This is a genomic window from Streptomyces sp. CG4 (assembly GCF_041080655.1).
Taxonomy (GTDB): domain Bacteria; phylum Actinomycetota; class Actinomycetes; order Streptomycetales; family Streptomycetaceae; genus Streptomyces.
On record NZ_CP163525.1, the window covers coordinates 4,970,762 to 4,985,876 of the forward strand.

The window sequence follows — 15,115 nt, forward strand, 5'->3', positions numbered from 1 at the left end:
GAGGGGAGCCTGCTACGGATAAGCCGATGGTAGAGCCGTGACGGCACGTGGTGACAGGGGGTTGCCGGAAATTGCCCCCGCCTGCGTGAACTCCGCCGGGGGGACGCCTGCCCACGGAACGGTCAGGTAGTCAGGGGGAGTTGCCGTACCAGTAGTTTTCCGGCCATGGTCACCCCGCCGTCCATCGCGATGGCGAGCCCGTCGGCGTAGACGTGCGGTCCCTCCACGACCGGGCCGGTGCCCTCCTCTCCGTCCTCGGAGCCGACCTCGCCGAGGAGGTAGGGAATCGGACTGTGGCCGTGAACGATGCGGGTGCCGCCGTACGTATCGAGAAGGGAGCGGACGGCGTCTGCGCCGCCCTCGTCGCGGAAGGAGAAGCGCTTGGTGAACTTGCGGAACAGATCCCAGCATTCGTCCGCGTCGTTGCGGGTGAGCGTCTCACGGACGGTGTCGTTCACCGCCTCGATGGAGTCGCCGTAGTCGAGATAGGCGGTGGTGTCCGAGTGCACGAGCAGGTAGCCGTCGACCAGTTCGAGGGCGTCGAGGCGGGCCATCCACTGCAGATGGTGGTCCTGGAGGCGGTCCATGTCGGTCTTCTGACCGCCGTTGAGCAGCCAGGCCGCCTGGAAGGTGGCGGTGCCCGCGCCGGAGTTGACGGGCGTGTCGCCGAACCGCTTGGCGCCGAGCAGCAGCAGTTCGTGGTTGCCCATGAGGGCCTTGCAGTAGCCGCCGGCCGCCGCGGCCTCGGCGGACAGCCGCATCACGAGGTCGATGACGCCGATGCCGTCGGGTCCGCGGTCGGTGAAGTCGCCGAGGAACCACAACCGGGCGGTGCCGGCGCACCACTGGCCCGAGGCGTCGATCAGCCCCTGCTCCTGCAGGGCGGTCACCAGTTCGTCGAGGTATCCGTGGACGTCTCCGACGACGAACAGCGGTCCGGGGCCGGTCGCGGGCTGCGGTTCCGGGGTGGCGGGCGCCGGTTCGACGGGGACCTGGAGCGTCGGCGTCCGGGTGACGACGGGAAGGTCGCGCTGGGTGGGGGTGTAGTCGTCGGGGTACGCCTCGTCGGCGGGCGGCGCGGAGTCGCCCGGGTGGGCGGTGCGGGTGTACGGACCGGTCTCGTGGACGTACGCCGGTACCCGGAAGTCGCGCAGCGTCGCCGTCCGCTCCACTTCGGGTCCCTGACCGGCCCCCTGAGTCATCAGACCCCTCCACCATCGCGCCGCAGCTGCACCGCTTCGGACTGCCTGGTCGCAGCGGTCCACGGTGTCGTGGGCCCATCATAGGAATGCGCGTCGCGCCGTGTGATGACCCAGGGGTGGTGAATCGGAACAAGACTCCAGTTCACCGCGGCTTTCGCCCCGTTTGGTCAGGTGTTCGGCCGGCTGCGCGCCGACCGAACCCCCGGCTCACCGGTCGCCGGTCTGTCGTGTCCCCTCCAGCGGACGATGCATGTACAGGGTGCGCGCCCCGTTTTTCGACGCCGTTCCCCGTCCTCCGGTGCCGCCCACCCGGTCCTGTTCGTCCGTGCTACCTGTCGTCCGGGGTCCGCGGCGGGCTGACCGTCGTGCGGGGCAGGCGCCGCTGGGAGGAGGTGCGCACGATCAGCTCGGTCGGTATCACCTGCTCGACCGGCTGGTCCGACTCCACGCCCTCGATGGCGTCGATGAGCAGCTGGACGACCGCGGTGCCGATGCGGCGCGGTTTCAGCGAGAGCGTGGTGATGGGCGGCTCGGTGCTGGCGTACACCATGGACTCGCTGCAGCACACGAGCAGCAGGTCGTCGGGGACGCGCAGTCCGTAGCGCCGGGCGGCGGCCAGCAGATCGGTGCCGTTGGGGTCGAACAGGCCGTAGACCGCGTCGGGCCGGTCGGGGCGGGCGAGCAGCCGGTCGGCGGCGACGGCGCCCGCACACGGGTCGTGCGCCGGGTAGGCCTCGTAGACCGGGTCCTGGCCGACCCGCTCGCACCAGTGCAGGTAGGCGGTGGTCGACAGATGGGTGTACGTGTCCGTCGTCGTGCCGGTGAGCAGGCCGATACGGCGGGCGCCGGCGTCGGCGAGGTGGTCGAGGATGCCGAGGACGGCGGCCTCGTGGTCGTTGTCGACCCAGGCGGTGACCGGCAGTGAGCCGGCCGGGCGGCCGTCGGAGACGACCGGGAGTCCCTGCCGGACCAGTTCGCTGACCACCGGGTCCTGGTCAGAAGGGTCGATGACGACCGTGCCGTCCAGGGCGACGTTGGACCACACGTCGTGGCGCGAGGTCGCGGGCAGGATGACGAGGGCGTAGCCGCGGGCGAGCGCGGCCGAGGTGGCGGCCCGCGCCATCTCGGCGAAGTACGCGAACTCCGTGAAGGTGAAAGGTTCATCCCCGTACGTCGTCACGGTCAGGCCGATCAGGCCCGACTTGCCGGTACGGAGGGTGCGGGCGGCGGCCGAGGGGCGGTACCCCAGCCGGTCGGCGACCTCACGGACATGGCGCCGGGTGGCATCCGGGAGCCGCCCCTTGCCGTTGAGGGCGTCGGAGACGGTTGTGATGGAGACTCCGGCGGCGGCGGCCACGTCTCTGATGCCCGCCCGGCTCGGCCGACTGCCTCGACGTGAGGTTTCCGCGCGGCTCACCTGGTGCTTCCCTGCTGCTGTCATGGCGAGCCGATAGTAGGGCTCATGCGGTGGGGTAGTGCGGACGCATATGCACGCGTTGACAGGCACGTTTCTGCATGGTCAGTCAGGGTGAACTACCTTAGAAACAAAGGATGTTGACCGTTCCATCGGTAGGACGTGACTTGTCAACGCGCATGGGCCTGCCAAGTGTCCGATGTTTCGAAGAGGTCTCAACTCACCTGCACGAGGGATGCGCGCCACGGCGCGAGCCACCGGCGCGTAGATATATGTATGGCGCGCCCCTTGATACGTACGCCTTCGTACGGTGATGCCCTCGATGGCACCGAGTCGGGCGTGGCTCGCGTATTGCAGGCCCACCACCTGTACGCACCGGGGCCGAATCCTCATAAGGTGAGGAGTATTGGAAGCCGGCGGCGTCGACGGTCCGCCGGTGGTCGCGAGGAGGACTGCGGTGAGCGAGACGAGCCCCAAGCTGCGCGCCGAGCTGGAGGGTATCCCCACCTACAAGCCGGGTAAGCCCGCCGCGGCCGGCGGACCGGTCGCCTACAAGCTGTCCTCCAACGAGAACCCCTACCCGCCGCTGCCCGGCGTGATGGAGAGCGTGACCGCGGCTGCCGCCAGCTTCAACCGCTACCCGGACATGGCGTGCACCGGGCTGATGGACGAGCTGTCGAAGTGTTTCGGCGTCCCGGTCTCCCACGTGGCCACCGGCACCGGCTCGGTGGGCGTCGCCCAGCAGCTCATCCAGGCCACCAGCGGTCCCGGCGACGAGGTGATCTACGCCTGGCGGTCCTTCGAGGCGTACCCGATCATCACGCAGATCAGCGGCGCCCGGTCGGTGCAGGTGCCGCTCACGCCCGGCGATGTGCACGACCTGGAGGCGATGGCGGACGCGATCACCGACCGGACGCGTCTGATCTTCGTCTGCAACCCCAACAACCCGACCGGCACGGTGGTGCGGCGAGCCGAGCTGGAGCGGTTCCTCGACCGGGTGCCCGGCGACGTCCTGGTCGTGCTGGACGAGGCCTACCGCGAGTTCATCCGCGACCCCGAGGTGCCCGACGGCGTCGAGCTGTACCGGAACCGGCCCAACGTCTGTGTCCTGCGCACCTTCTCCAAGGCCTATGGGCTCGCGGGGCTGCGCGTCGGTTTCGCGATCGCCCATGAGCCGGTCGCGGCGGCGCTGCGCAAGACGGCGGTGCCCTTCGGCGTCAGCCAGCTCGCGCAGGAAGCGGCGATCGCCTCGCTGCGGGCCGAGGACGAGTTGTTCGGCCGGGTCGGCTCGCTGGTGTGCGAGCGCACGCGCGTGGTCGACGCGCTGCGCGGCCAGGGCTGGACCGTGCCGGAGACGCAGGCGAACTTCGTCTGGCTACGGCTGGGGGAGCGTACGGTCGCGTTCGCTCAGGCCTGCGAGCAGCACGGTGTGGTGGTCCGGCCGTTCCCGGGCGAGGGTGTGCGGGTGACGGTCGGAGAGACCGAGGCGAACGACATCTTCCTGAAGGTGACAGAGGCGTTCCGCAAGGAGCTGTAGCTAAGCGGCGGTTTTACTCGTCGATCAGTTCCACGCGGACGGGGTCACCGTCGCGGATGGACGCCAGGTTCCGGGCGTCCGTGTCCAGGCGCCCCAGGATGTTGCACGGGCTCGCGAGGCGGCACTCGTCGCCTCGCGAGATCGGTGTGGGGCCGTAGGGGAGGGCGAGCGCGTTGCCGTCCGTCCAGAAGGCCACCGTGCCCGGTTCTACGACCTGCCGGGCGTCAGTTTCACGTGAAACGGCGACACCTGTGTCGAAATAGACCTCCTCGCCCCATGTGCGGGCGGTGGAGGTGAGTGGCAGTGCCTTGGTGAGGGCCTGGGCGGTTGGTGTGTCTGCGTCGAGGGTCGCGGTGACGTTTCCCGCGGGCCAGGAAATACGTATCTGCATGGCGTGCAATTCAACAATATGTTGAAGATGCTGCCAAGGTCCTGACGGGAAGGCGAGGGGGGACCCCCCGTCGGTTGCCGAAAATCAGTGCGTCATAATGGCTTGTGAATGTGAACGCGTTCACAAGCGCGACCCGATTGCCCTGTATGTACGAGATAAGCAGGGCAAGCCGCCGCTGTACCACGCCGTAGTAAGGAGAGTGACGACGTGGACCTGGCTCTGGCGCCGGAGACACTGGCGCGCTGGCAGTTCGGCATCACCACCGTCTACCACTTTCTGTTCGTCCCGCTGACCATCTCCCTGGCCGCCCTCACGGCCGGGCTGCAGACGGCCTGGGTGCGCACGGAGAAGGAGAAGTACCTCAGAGCGACGAAGTTCTGGGGCAAGCTCTTCCTGATCAACATCGCCATGGGTGTGGTCACGGGCATCGTCCAGGAGTTCCAGTTCGGCATGAACTGGTCCGACTACTCGCGGTTCGTCGGTGACATCTTCGGTGCCCCGCTCGCCTTCGAGGCGCTGATCGCGTTCTTCTTCGAGTCCACCTTCATCGGTCTGTGGATCTTCGGCTGGGACAAGCTGCCCAAGAAGATCCATCTGGCCTGCATCTGGATGGTCTCGATCGGCACGATCCTGTCGGCGTACTTCATCCTCGCGGCCAACTCCTGGATGCAGCACCCGGTCGGATACAAGATCGACAAGGCGAAGGGCCGGGCCGAGCTGACCGATTTCTGGGCCGTGCTGACCCAGAACACCGCACTCAGCCAGGCCTTCCACACCCTGTCCGCAGCCTTCCTGACCGGTGGCGCCTTCATGGTGGGCATCGCCGCCTACCACCTGGCCCGCAAGAGGCACATCCGCGAGATGAAGACCTCGCTGCGGCTCGGCCTGGTCACCGTGGTCATCGCAGGTCTGCTCACCGCGATCAGCGGTGACACCCTCGGCAAGGTCATGTTCAAGCAGCAGCCCATGAAGATGGCGGCCGCCGAGGCGCTGTGGGACGGGCAGAAGCCGGCACCCTTCTCGATCTTCGCCTACGGCGATGTGGAGAAGGGCCACAACACCGTGGCCATCGAGATACCCGGTCTGCTGTCCTTCCTCGCCGACGACGACTTCACCTCGTACGTCCCCGGCATCAACGACGTCAACAAGGCCGAGCAGCAGAAGTTCGGTCCGGGCGACTACCGGCCCAACATCCCGGTCGCCTTCTGGGGCTTCCGCTGGATGATCGGCTTCGGTATGTCCTCCTTCGCCATCGGTCTGGCCGGACTGTGGCTGACCCGCAAGAAGTTCATGCTGCCGAAGCATCTACGGGTCGGCGAGGACGAGGTACCGCACCTGGTGCTGTTCAAGAACAAGGCGCTCAGTCCGAAGCTCACGCCCTGGTACTGGCGCATCGCGACCTGGACCCTGGCCTTCCCGCTGATCGCCAACTCCTGGGGCTGGATCTTCACCGAGATGGGCCGCCAGCCGTGGGTCGTCTACGGCGTCCTGCAGACCCGGCACGCGGTCTCCCCCGGTGTCTCCCAGGCCGAGGTCCTCACCTCGATGCTCGTCTTCACCTCGCTGTACGCGATCCTCGCCGTGGTCGAGGTCAAGCTGCTCGCGAAGTACGTCAAAGCCGGCCCGCCCGAGCTGACCGAGACCGACCTCAATCCGCCCACGAAGATCGGCGGCGACACCCGTGACGCCGACAAGCCGATGGCCTTCTCGTACTAGGCCGGGGGAACAGTCATGGAACTTCACGACGTCTGGTTCGTCCTGATCGCCGTCCTGTGGACCGGCTACTTCTTCCTGGAGGGCTTCGACTTCGGGGTCGGCATCCTCACCAAGCTGCTGGCCCGCAACCGGCCGGAGCGGCGGGTGCTGATCAACACCATCGGACCCGTCTGGGACGGCAACGAGGTGTGGCTGCTCACGGCCGGCGGAGCGACCTTCGCCGCGTTCCCGGAGTGGTACGCCACCCTCTTCTCCGGCTTCTATCTGCCGCTGCTGGTCATCCTGGTCTGTCTGATCGTCCGAGGCGTCGCCTTCGAGTACCGTGCGAAGCGACCCGAGGAGAACTGGCAGCGCAACTGGGAGACAGCGATCTTCTGGACTTCGCTGATCCCGGCGTTCCTGTGGGGTGTGGCCTTCGCGAACATCGTGCGGGGCGTCAAGATCGACCAGCACTTCGAGTACGTCGGCAGCCTCGGGGATCTGCTCAACCCCTACGCCCTGCTCGGCGGTCTGGTGACGCTCACGCTGTTCACCTTCCACGGAGCGGTCTTCACCGCGCTCAAGACCGTGGGCGACATCCGGGTGCGGGCGCGGAAGCTGGCGCTGTGGGTCGGTCTCGTCACGGCCGTCGTGGCGCTCGGTTTCCTGCTGTGGACGCAGGCACACAGCGGTAATGGCAGGAGCCTGGTGGCTCTGGCCGTGGCGGTCGTGGCCCTGGTGGCCGCGCTGGTGGCCAATCAACTCGGGCGTGAGGGTTGGGCGTTCGCGCTCTCCGGCGTCACGATCGTGGCCGCGGTGGCGATGCTCTTCCTGTCGCTCTTCCCGAACGTCATGCCGTCCACGCTCAACGGGGACTGGAGTCTGACGGTCACCAACGCCTCGTCGAGCCCGTACACCCTGAAGATCATGACGTGGCTGGCTGCCATCGCCACACCCCTGGTGGTGCTCTACCAGGGCTGGACCTACTGGGTGTTCCGCAAGCGGATCGGCACGCAGCACATCGCATCCGATGCCACGGCCGGCGCCGCACACTGAGTCCGTCGAGGGTGTGTTTCACGTGAAACACACCCTCTGGACCGAAGGGCACGTTTCACGTGAAACCAATCGATCCACGCCTGCTGAAGTACGCCCGTGCCACCCGTCTCTTCCTGGTGGCGGTCGTCGGTCTGGGAGCCGTTGGTGCGGGACTGGTCATCGTCCAGGCGATGCTCATCGCCGAGGTCGTCGTCGGTGCGTTCCAGCATGGGCAGTCCGTCACTGAACTGCGCGCTCCCCTGCTGCTGTTGGCGGCCGTAGCCGTCGGCCGATCGGTCGTCGCGTGGCTCACCGAGCTCGCCGCCCACCGGGCGAGCACGGCGGTGAAGTCCGAGCTGCGGGGGCGGCTTCTCGACCGGGCGGCGGCGCTGGGTCCCGGGTGGCTGGCCGGTCAGCGCACCGGTTCGCTGGTCACTCTGGCCACGCGCGGGGTCGATGCCCTCGACGACTACTTCTCGCGCTATCTGCCCCAGTTGGGGCTCGCGGTGGTGGTGCCGGTGGCCGTGCTGGCGCGGATCGTCACCGAGGACTGGTTGTCGGCGGCGATCATCGTCGGCACCCTGCCCCTCATCCCGCTGTTCATGATGTTGATCGGCTGGGCCACCCAGTCCCGGATGGACCGTCAGTGGCGGCTGCTGTCCCGCCTGTCCGGGCATTTCCTGGACGTGGTCGCCGGGCTGCCCACGCTGAAAGTCTTCGGCCGGGCCAAGGCGCAGGCCGAGTCCATCCGCCGGATCACCGGCGAGTACCGGCAGGCCACCCTGCGGACACTGCGGATCGCTTTCCTCTCCTCCTTCGCGCTGGAGTTGCTCGCCACGCTGTCGGTCGCCCTGGTCGCGGTGACGATCGGAATGCGACTCGTGCGCGGCGACATGGATCTGTACATCGGTCTGGTGATCCTGGTGCTGGCGCCCGAGGCCTATCTTCCGTTGCGTCAGGTCGGTGCCCAGTACCACGCGGCGGCGGAGGGGCTCGCCGCGGCGGAGGAGATCTTCACCGTACTGCAGACGATGGTTCCGGCGTCCGGCTCCGGTGCGGTGCCCGTGGGTGCGGTGGCCTTCGACGGGGTCACCGTCCGCTATCCCGGCCGGTCCACGGACGCCGTGACGGAGGTGTCGTTCACCGTCGAGCCCGGTGAGACGGTTGCTCTGGTCGGGCCGAGCGGGGTGGGCAAGTCAACGCTGGTGAGCGTGTTGCTCGGGTTTGTCGAGCCCACCGAGGGGCGGGTGCGGATCGGGGGAGCGGATCTTTCCGGGCTCGATGTCGAGGAGTGGCGGTCGCGGATCGCGTGGGTGCCGCAGCGGCCGCATCTGTATGCCGGCACCATCGCGGAGAACGTGCGGTTGGCGCGGCCCGAGGCGGACGACAGCGCGGTGCGGCAGGCGCTGCGGGATGCCGGGGCGCTGGAGTTCGTGGAGGCGCTGCCCGAAGGGGCGGAGACCGTACTCGGGGAGGACGGGACCGGGCTGTCGGCGGGGCAGCGGCAGCGGTTGGCTCTTGCGCGGGCCCTTCTCGCCGACCGGCCTGTGCTGGTGCTGGACGAGCCGACGGCGGGGCTGGACGGGGCGACCGAGGCGGAGGTTGTGGCTGCGGTGCGGCGGCTTGCTGTCGGGCGTACCGTGCTGCTCGTTGTGCACCGGCCCGCGCTGCTGGATGTGGCCGACCGGGTCGTGCGGCTGACCGGCTGCGGTCCTGCCAGGGGACTCCGCCCCCTGGATCCCCGTCCTCGCCCGTCCGCCACCCGAATCGGCGGGATGGAAGACGGCTCCGCAGAGCAGGGCTCGGCTGGGGCCGGAATCGGTGAGCTCGATCGTGGTGCCGTAGCGCAGGGACAGGGTGGCGGTTCAGGGCGGCCTCTCGGGCGGTCCCTTGGTGTGCTTGCGCGGGTTCGTGGGCTTGCTGGGCCCCGGCGGGGGCGGTTGGTGTGGGCGTCGGTGCTGGGCAGTCTGGCGCTCGGTAGTGCCGTGGGCCTGATGGCGACGTCCGGGTGGCTTATTTCGCGGGCCTCTCAGCAGCCTCCGGTGCTCTATCTGATGGTGGCGGTGACGGCCACGCGGGCTTTCGGGATCGGGCGGGCGGTCTTCCGGTACGCCGAGCGGCTGGTGTCGCACGATGCGGTGCTGCGGATGCTGGCCGACACCCGGGTCGCCGTGTACCGGCGGCTGGAGGGGCTCGCGCCCGCCGGGCTGCGGAGCGCGCGGCGCGGGGATCTGCTCACCCGGCTGGTCGCGGACGTGGACGAGCTCCAGGACTACTGGCTGCGCTGGCTGCTGCCCGCGTCGGTCGCCGTGGTCGTCTCCGCCGCTTCCGTCGGCTTCACGGCCTGGCTGCTGCCCGAGGCCGGCGCGGCTCTCGCGGCGGGCCTCGTGGCGGCCGGTGCCGGCGTTCCGCTCGTCACCGCGACCGTGGCCCGGCGGGCCGAGCGACGGCTGGCCCCCGCCCGGGGCGCCCTCGCCACCCGGGTCACCGATCTGCTCACCGGCACCGCGGAGCTGACCGTCGCCGGTGCGCTGCCCGCCCGTACGGACGCGGCCCGGCGAGCCGACGGCGCGCTGACCCGGATCGCCTCGCGCGGCGCCGCCGCGACCGCGCTGGGCGACGGGCTCACCGCGCTGATCTCCGGGCTCACCGTCGCGGCGACCGCGCTGCTCGGCGCCCAGGCGGTGGCCGCGGGCCGGCTTGGCGGCGTGGCGATGGCCGTGGTCGTCCTCACTCCGTTGGCCGCCTTCGAGGCCGTACTGGGGATGCCGCTCGCCGTGCGGCACCGGCAGCGGGTGCGGCGGAGCGCGGAGCGCGTCCACGAGGTGCTCGACGCCCCGGAGCCCGTGCGCGAGCCCGAGCGGGCGCGGCAGGCTCCGGCCTCGCCGTTCCCGGTGGTGGTCAAGGGGCTGGCCGCGCGGTACGAGGGACAGCGGGGAGAGGCGCTGGCCGGGTTCGATCTCACCTTGAGGGAGGGGCGGCGGATCGCGGTGGTCGGGGCGTCCGGTTCCGGCAAGACGACCCTCGCCCAGGTTCTGCTGCGCTTCCTCGACCCGCAGGAGGGCTCGTACACCCTCGCCGGTGTGGACGCGTACGCGCTGGCCGGTGACGACGTACGGCGGCTCGTCGGGCTGTGTGCGCAGGACGCGCATCTCTTCGACAGCTCGGTGCGCGAGAACCTGCTGCTGGCCCGGAAGGACGCCACCGAGGCCGATCTGCGCCGGGCGCTGGACCGGGCCCGGCTGCTGGACTGGGTGGACGAGCTGCCCGACGGCCTGGACACGCTTGTCGGTGAGCACGGGGCGCGGCTGTCCGGCGGGCAGCGGCAGCGGCTGGCGCTGGCCCGGGCCCTGCTGGCCGACTTCCCCGTCCTCGTCCTCGACGAGCCCGCCGAGCATCTGGATCTGCCGACGGCCGATGCGCTGACCGCCGATCTGCTGGCCGCCACACAGGGCCGTACGACCCTGCTGATCACCCACCGGCTGGCCGGGCTGGAGGCGGTGGACGAGGTGATCGTGCTCGACGCCGGGCGAGTGGTGCAGCGGGGCACGTACGCGGAGCTTCTCGCGGTGGACGGGCCGCTGCGGGCGCTGGCCCGGCGGGAGGCGGAGGCGGAGTCGCTGGTGGGGACGGCCTGACAGCCCCTCCGGTGTCGTCCCCGCGCCATCCCCCTTGCCCTCCCCGTGTCACCCCGGTTCTCGACTCCGGTTTCGGTGACAAAAGGACTAATTACGCTCGGGGCATGTGTGCTTCGCCCCCGCCCGCCCCCGAGCCGGCTCTGCGGGTGCCGCAGTTGCTGGAGGCGATGCGGTCCGTGGGCAGCGGGCTGGAGCTGCACTCCACGCTGGACCGGATCTGCGAGACGGCCGCCGATCTGACCGGCGCCCGGTACGCGGCGATCGGGGTCGTCGCCGAGGGGGGCGGCGGCCTCTCCGACTTCGTCTACCAGGGGGTGGAGGAGGCGACCGCCCGCCGGATCGGCCGGCTGCCCGACGGGCACAGGGGGCTGCTCGGCGCGCTCATCAGGGAGCCGGTGCCGGTCCTGCTGGCCGATCTGAGCGCCGACGCGCGCTCGTGCGGCTTTCCCGAGCACCATCCGCCGATGAACAGCTTCCTCGGTGTCCCGATCCGGGTGCAGGGCGAGATCTTCGGCAATGTCTATCTGACCGAGAAGCGCGACGGCCGGCCCTTCAACGACGACGACCTCGCCATGGTGCAGGTGCCGGCCACCGAGGCCGGTATCGCGGTGGGCAACGCCCGGCTGTACGAGGCGGCCATGCAGCGGGAGCGCTGGATCGACGGCTCCGTGGCCGTGACCACGGCGCTGCTGTCGGGCGGGGACGCCGACGACGCCCTGCAGGTCGTGGCGGAGCAGGCGCGCCGGCTGTCCGGAGCGGCGGCCGGGATCGTGCTGCTGCCCGGGGAGGAGAGCGGCCTGGAGCTGGTGGCCGTGCCTCGGACGAGCCGACGGGCATGCTGGGCGCGGTGATTCCGCCGGAGAGCCGGATCGTCGCCGAACTCCTGGACGGACAGGCGGTGTTCGTCGCGGACGCGGCCACCGACTCCCGGATGCTGGCGCAGTACGCGAGCGGCTACGGGCCGGCGATGATGGTGCCGCTGCAGAGCGACGGCCGGGTGCTGGGCACGCTGGTCACGCCCCGGGCGCGCGGCGGACGGCCGTTCACGCGGGCCGAGCGTACGCTGGCCGTGCAGTTCGCCTCGCAGGCGGCGCCGGCGCTGATGACGGCCGAGGCGCAGCGCGACCGGGAACGGCTCGCGGTGTTCGAGGACCGCGACCGGATCGCCCGGGATCTGCACGACCTGGTCATCCAGCGACTGTTCGCCACGGGGCTGATGCTGGAGACCGCACAGCGGCGGTCCGTGGTGCCGGAGGTGCGCGAGGGCGTCGGCAAGGCGGTGGACGAACTCGACGTCACCATCCAGGAGATCCGCACCGCGATCTTCGCGTTGCAGCAGGGCCCGGCGGAGATGCCGTCGGGGTTGCGGACGCGGGTGCTGCGGGAGATCACCATGGCTGCCGTACCGCTGGGGTTCAAGCCCTCGCACCGCTTTCTCGGTCCTGTCGACACCGTCGGCGACCTCACGGGCAAGAACCTGATCGCGGCGCTGCGGGAGGCGCGGTCCAACGCGTTCCGGCATGCCGACGCCTCCCGGATCGACGTCGTGGTCGATGCGACGGTCAAGCTGGCCGGCGGGGGTCCCGGGGTACGGCTGACCGTCGTGGACGACGGCGTCGGCATTCCCGGGGGCGGCCGGCGCAGCGGGCTGCGGAATCTGCAGCGGCGAGCCGGGTCGCTCGGCGGGGACAGCAGGCTCGGCCCGGGCATCGGGGAGGACGGCGGCGGGTCGGCGGTGGTGTGGGAGGCGCCGTACTGAGGGGCTCCCAGCTGCTGGAAGCCGAGGAGCTCTCAGCTGCTAGAAACGATCCGCGAGCAGTTTCTCGATCACGATCGCGACGCCGTCCTCGTTGTTGGCGACCGTGCGGCCCGATGCGGCGGCGACGACGTCCGGGTGGGCGTTGCCCATCGCGTAGGACTGGCCGGCCCAGGTCAGCATCTCGACGTCGTTGGGCATGTCGCCGAAGGCGACGACCTCCTCGTGCGAGATACCGCGCTCGGCGCAGCACAGGGCGAGCGTGCTGGCCTTGGAGACGTCGGGGCCGCTCAGTTCCAGCAGGGCGCTGGGGCTGGAGCGGGTGACGTTGGCGCGGTCGCCGATCGCGATCCGGGCGAGGGCGAGGAAGGCGTCCGGGTCGAGTTCCGGGTGGTAGGCCAGGATCTTGAGCACGGGCTGGTCGGCGTCCGGGCCGTCGGGGGCGAGCAACTGCTCGGCGGGCAGCAGGTGGTCCGGTATCTCCATGTGCAGCTTGGGATAGTCCGGTTCCTGGTGGAAGCCGTAGGTCTGCTCGATCGCGTACACCGTGCCGGGCGCGGCCTCGCGCAGCAGCCGTACGGCGTCCAGGGCGTTCGCGCGGGCCAGTTCGCGCACCTTCACGAAGCGGTGGGCGCCGGGGCCGCCGTGCAGGTCGACCACGGCGGCGCCGTTGCCGCAGATCGCCAGGCCGTGGCCGTGGACGTGGTCGCTGACGACGTCCATCCAGCGGGCCGGGCGGCCGGTGACGAAGAAGACCTCGATGCCCGCGTCCTCCGCCGCGGCCAGCGCGGCGACCGTGCGTGGGGAGACCGACTTGTCGTCCCGCAGCAGCGTGCCGTCGAGGTCGGTGGCGATCAGCCGCGGTTGTACGGCGGCGGACGGGGTCCCGGGCTGTCTGGTCGCTGAGGTCACCGGGCCATTCTCGCGCATATGCCAGCACGGCCGTGCGGGACTCCGCACAGATGAGACACAGATGACGCTCGGACCCGTGGTGATCCGGTCAGCCCCACGGCGGTCCGGTCAGGTCAGCTGGGCGACGGCCTCCATGGCGATCTGCTCGAAGATCTTCTGGTCCGCGGCGAAGTCGGAGTCAGGGATGGGCCAGTGGATCACGATCTCGGTGAAGCCCAGCTCCTGGTGCCGGCCGGCGAAGTCCACGAACGCGTCCAGGGACTGAAGCGGCCGGGCGCGGTCCGGGGTGAAGCCCGTGAGCAGGACCTTCTCCAGGCCGGCCAGGTCACGTCCGGCCTCCGCGCAGGCCTCGGACAGCTTGGCAGCCTGGCCGCGCAGGGCCTCGACGGACTGCTCGGGAGTGCCCGACTCGTACAGCTTCGGGTCGCCCGTGGTCACCCAGGCCTGGCCGTAGCGCGCGGCGAGCTTCAGGCCGCGCGGGCCGGTGGCGGCCACGGCGAACGGCAGCCGGGGCCGCTGGAGGCAGCCCGGGATGTTCCGCGCCTCGTGCGCCGAGTAGAAGCGGCCCTCGTACGACACCGCGTCCTCGGTGAGCAGCCGGTCCAGCAGGGGCACGAACTCGGCGAACCGGTCGGCGCGCTCGCGCGGGCTCCACGGCTCCTGGCCGAGCGCGGTGGCGTCGAAGCCGTTGCCGCCGGCGCCGATGCCGAGGGTGATCCGGCCGCCGGAGATGTCGTCGAGGGAGATCAGCTCTTTGGCGAGGGTCACCGGGTGGCGGAAGTTCGGCGAGGTCACCAGCGTGCCGAGGCGCAGTCGGTCGGTGACGCCTGCGGCGGCCGTCAGCGTCGGCACCGCGCCGAACCACGGGCCGTCACGGAAGCTGCGCCAGGACAGGTGGTCGTATGTGTACGCCGTGTGGAAGCCGAGCTGTTCAGCCCGCACCCAGGCCGAACGGCCGCCTTCGCTCCAGCGGCGGTAGGGCAGGATCACGGTGCTCAGACGCAGACTCATGCGTTCGAGGGTAAGCGGCCCGACTGACAACGGACCGAGCAGTCACCGAATGCGGCTGCTCAGCCACGGGCTGAGCAGGATCATCGGGACGTACTCCTTGTAGGTGCGGTCGCCGGGCAGCGGGACGACCAGGCGGTAGCCGGGCGGGAAGCGGCGTGCCGTGACGTGGGCGAGGCCGCCGAAGACGGAGCGGAGGAAGGCGGGCACGTCGTCGCGCGGGACGTCGTGGCATTCGATGCCCTCGACGATGATCAGCGCGTCGTCGTCCGGGTAGAGCTGCACGCTCACCCGGGGTTCGCCGCCGAACTCGGCGTACGCCTCGTGCGGCAGGGAGCCGTCCGGGTCGGTGGTCACGCCGATGCCCGCGGCACTGCGGCGGGAGGTCCGGTCGGCGCCGATGTCGTGGGTCACCTCGATCTCGCGCCCGTACCGGGCGGCGAGGGCGCGCAGCGCGGTGACGGCGGCCTCGGTGGTCGGCAGATGCTCGTTCGAGTGATCCATGCACCGATCATGACCGCAATCGG

10 protein-coding genes and 1 pseudogene are annotated in these 15,115 nt (G+C 70.2%); 5 read left to right on the plus strand and 6 right to left on the minus strand.

Annotated elements, in window-relative coordinates; genetic code table 11:
* Nucleotides 1–122: 122 nt before the first annotated feature.
* Both AB5L52_RS22445 and AB5L52_RS22450 read right to left on the minus strand, forming a co-directional pair.
* Entirely contained in the window at nt 123–1,202 is a 1,080-nt protein-coding gene (locus AB5L52_RS22445) for a metallophosphoesterase (protein ID WP_351577723.1), read from the minus strand.
* 328 nt (nt 1,203–1,530) lie between these two features.
* Complete coding sequence (locus AB5L52_RS22450) at nt 1,531–2,643, minus strand: LacI family DNA-binding transcriptional regulator (RefSeq protein ID WP_351577726.1); 1,113 nt, start codon at nt 2,641–2,643, stop codon at nt 1,531–1,533.
* Between the two features lie 430 nt (nt 2,644–3,073).
* Between AB5L52_RS22450 and hisC the strand changes: the two genes are divergently transcribed.
* Nucleotides 3,074–4,153, plus strand: coding sequence for a histidinol-phosphate transaminase (gene hisC / locus AB5L52_RS22455; RefSeq protein ID WP_351016817.1), 1,080 nt, complete (start codon nt 3,074–3,076; stop codon nt 4,151–4,153).
* 13 nt (nt 4,154–4,166) lie between these two features.
* Here the strand turns inward: hisC and AB5L52_RS22460 are convergent, their stop codons facing one another.
* Nucleotides 4,167–4,544 (minus strand): cyclophilin-like fold protein, encoded by a 378-nt coding sequence (locus AB5L52_RS22460; RefSeq protein WP_369365805.1) that lies wholly within the window; start codon nt 4,542–4,544, stop codon nt 4,167–4,169.
* Nucleotides 4,545–4,751: 207 nt separating this feature from the next.
* Between AB5L52_RS22460 and AB5L52_RS22465 the strand changes: the two genes are divergently transcribed.
* From AB5L52_RS22465 to AB5L52_RS22480, 4 genes and pseudogenes are all read left to right on the plus strand, one after another.
* The gene (locus AB5L52_RS22465; RefSeq protein WP_369365808.1) at nt 4,752–6,260 is read left to right on the plus strand and encodes a cytochrome ubiquinol oxidase subunit I; all 1,509 of its coding nucleotides are present in this window, start codon (nt 4,752–4,754) and stop codon (nt 6,258–6,260) included.
* A gap of 15 nt (nt 6,261–6,275) precedes the next feature.
* Nucleotides 6,276–7,295 (plus strand): cytochrome d ubiquinol oxidase subunit II, encoded by a 1,020-nt coding sequence (cydB, locus tag AB5L52_RS22470; RefSeq protein ID WP_369365810.1) that lies wholly within the window; start codon nt 6,276–6,278, stop codon nt 7,293–7,295.
* Nucleotides 7,296–7,354: 59 nt separating this feature from the next.
* Entirely contained in the window at nt 7,355–10,912 is a 3,558-nt protein-coding gene (gene cydD, locus AB5L52_RS22475) for a thiol reductant ABC exporter subunit CydD (protein WP_369365812.1), read from the plus strand.
* A 104-nt stretch (nt 10,913–11,016) separates the two neighbouring features.
* Nucleotides 11,017–12,671 (plus strand): annotated as a pseudogene (locus AB5L52_RS22480) (GAF domain-containing protein).
* Nucleotides 12,672–12,710: 39 nt separating this feature from the next.
* On the opposite strand, the gene AB5L52_RS22485 reads toward AB5L52_RS22480, so the two are convergent.
* The 3 genes from AB5L52_RS22485 to AB5L52_RS22495 all read right to left on the minus strand — a co-directional run bounded on the left by AB5L52_RS22485 (nt 12,711) and on the right by AB5L52_RS22495 (nt 15,092).
* Nucleotides 12,711–13,598, minus strand: coding sequence for an HAD-IIB family hydrolase (locus AB5L52_RS22485; RefSeq protein ID WP_351577740.1), 888 nt, complete (start codon nt 13,596–13,598; stop codon nt 12,711–12,713).
* 90 nt (nt 13,599–13,688) lie between these two features.
* Nucleotides 13,689–14,591 carry an LLM class flavin-dependent oxidoreductase gene (locus tag AB5L52_RS22490; protein ID WP_351016798.1) on the minus strand — a complete coding sequence of 301 codons (903 nt, stop codon included), beginning with the start codon at nt 14,589–14,591 and terminating at the stop codon, nt 13,689–13,691.
* Between the two features lie 42 nt (nt 14,592–14,633).
* Nucleotides 14,634–15,092 (minus strand): hypothetical protein, encoded by a 459-nt coding sequence (locus tag AB5L52_RS22495; RefSeq protein ID WP_351016795.1) that lies wholly within the window; start codon nt 15,090–15,092, stop codon nt 14,634–14,636.
* Nucleotides 15,093–15,115: the final 23 nt, after the last annotated feature.

Coding starts and splice junctions, on each gene's coding strand:
- AB5L52_RS22460 (WP_369365805.1), bottom strand. CDS start 4,544: ATGCAGATACGTATTTCCTGGCCCGCGGGAAACGTCACCGCGACCCTC.
- AB5L52_RS22450 (WP_351577726.1), bottom strand. CDS start 2,643: ATGACAGCAGCAGGGAAGCACCAGGTGAGCCGCGCGGAAACCTCACGT.
- AB5L52_RS22445 (WP_351577723.1), bottom strand. CDS start 1,202: ATGACTCAGGGGGCCGGTCAGGGACCCGAAGTGGAGCGGACGGCGACG.
- cydB (WP_369365810.1), top strand. CDS start 6,276: ATGGAACTTCACGACGTCTGGTTCGTCCTGATCGCCGTCCTGTGGACC.
- AB5L52_RS22490 (WP_351016798.1), bottom strand. CDS start 14,591: ATGAGTCTGCGTCTGAGCACCGTGATCCTGCCCTACCGCCGCTGGAGC.
- AB5L52_RS22485 (WP_351577740.1), bottom strand. CDS start 13,598: ATGCGCGAGAATGGCCCGGTGACCTCAGCGACCAGACAGCCCGGGACC.
- AB5L52_RS22495 (WP_351016795.1), bottom strand. CDS start 15,092: ATGGATCACTCGAACGAGCATCTGCCGACCACCGAGGCCGCCGTCACC.